Origin of the sequence: Nonomuraea longispora, assembly GCF_004348345.1 — a bacterium.
Lineage (GTDB): Bacteria > Actinomycetota > Actinomycetes > Streptosporangiales > Streptosporangiaceae > Nonomuraea > Nonomuraea longispora.
Map to the genome: position 1 here is coordinate 1 of NZ_SMJZ01000423.1, position 1,546 is coordinate 1,546.

Consider the following 1,546-nt stretch of genomic DNA (forward strand, 5'->3'; position numbering starts at 1 on the left):
GGCCGACGGGGGCCTTCGCAGCGCCCTGCGGCCACTCCCGGTCCGGCCGGCGGTTCCCCGGGAGTTGGCAGAACGAGCAGAAGTGCCGCCAGACGCAGCCCCCGAAGGGGGTTTCACCTGGAAATATCCTGGTATGGCGGGCCCCGGGCGGGCAGGGACCTATGAGGGACCCAAAAGCCTCTGCCGGACATGATGGCGCCACCCGGAGAGAGCCGTCAGGGGGTGTTCGTGATGCGCGACTCGGTGATGCGACAAGTGCGGAGATACCGGTTCGACCGCAATCCGCTGCGACGCCGATCCGACCGCCTGGAAAGTCTCGCGCTGCTGGTGGCCGTGCTGCTGGTGCTCCTCAGCGCGTGGCCGGCGGTGGCGGCCGGGCGGCAGGCGTACCAGAGCGCCGCGAGCGCGGGCGCCGGTGGGCGGCTGCAGGTGGACGCGACGCTGCTGGCGGACGTGCCCGTCAGCCCGACGTCGTTCGGCTCGCTGTCCAGGGGCGGTCCGGTCGAGGCACGGTGGACGTTGCCCTCAGGGCAGGAACACACCGGCCAGGTACGCGCGCCCGCCCTCGCCAAGGCGGGCACCACGGTCCGCATCTGGGTCGACGAGACCGGCCGGCCGGCACTCCCGCCGCCGAGCGCACTGGAGGTCCGCATCACGGGCGTGGTGACGGTGCTGCTCGTCATGCTGGGCGCGGTGGCCGCCGTGCTGATCGCGCTGGCGGCCTTCCGGTGGCTGGTGGACCGGGGCAGGTATCGCGCATGGGAGGACGCCTGGTCGCTGATCGACGAACGCCGGCGCCGCCGCCGCTCATGAGCCCAGGAAGGGGCTGAGGGCTTCTGACGCGCGCGGGCGCCGACACGCCAGGCACCGCGCAACTCCCGTAACCGGCGCGGGTGGCGCGCGCCCTCTGCCGCATGCGCGGAGGGTGTCAGGGCGATGACTTACAGTTTCCCCATCATTTTCAGTCATCGCCTGTTCAGGGGGACAGATGAGAACACGGACCATCCCGATCACGGCGGCCGCCGCCCTGGCCTTGACCGGCCTCACGGTGCCGGTGGCCGCCGCGTCGGGGGCCGGGCGGGCCGTCTCGCCCGTGGCGGGGGCGCCCGCGGACACACGCCCGCGGTGGCCGCACGGCGCGGACAGGTCGCCGGAGATGGACGCCCACACGTCCAGCGAGTTCTGGACGCCCGCCCGCATGACGGCCGCGCTCGGCGCGTCCCTGCCGGAGACCGAGCTGGATCCGCACCACGGCGAGGGGGCGGCGCGCGTCACCGGAGTCCCCGCGTCGCAGCGGCTGACGCCCGGCGGTGACCGCAACGGCTACGCCAAGGTCCGGCGTCCCTACGGCAGGCTCCCGCACACCCGCGCGACCGGCCGGCTGTTCTTCGTCGACGCCCACGGCAAGCTCAGGTCCTGTACGGCGGCCGTGGTGCGCTCGCGCGACGAGTCGCTGATCGCCACCGCCGCGCAGTGCGTGTACGGCACCCCCGAGGAGCATCACGAAGGGGAGCACCGCCGTGATCCGCACGGGCACGGCTGGCAC

At 73.5% G+C, this 1,546-nt stretch carries 1 protein-coding gene and 1 pseudogene; both read left to right on the forward strand.

Features of this window, described 5'->3' with window-relative positions; all coding sequences use genetic code 11:
- Positions 1–231: 231 nt before the first annotated feature.
- Positions 232–813: an Rv1733c family protein gene (locus E1267_RS43700; RefSeq protein WP_132342186.1), complete on the forward strand. Its 582-nt coding sequence runs from the start codon at positions 232–234 to the stop codon at positions 811–813.
- 175 nt (positions 814–988) lie between these two features.
- Positions 989–1,546 (forward strand): annotated as a pseudogene (locus tag E1267_RS43705) (hypothetical protein); the annotation flags it as partial.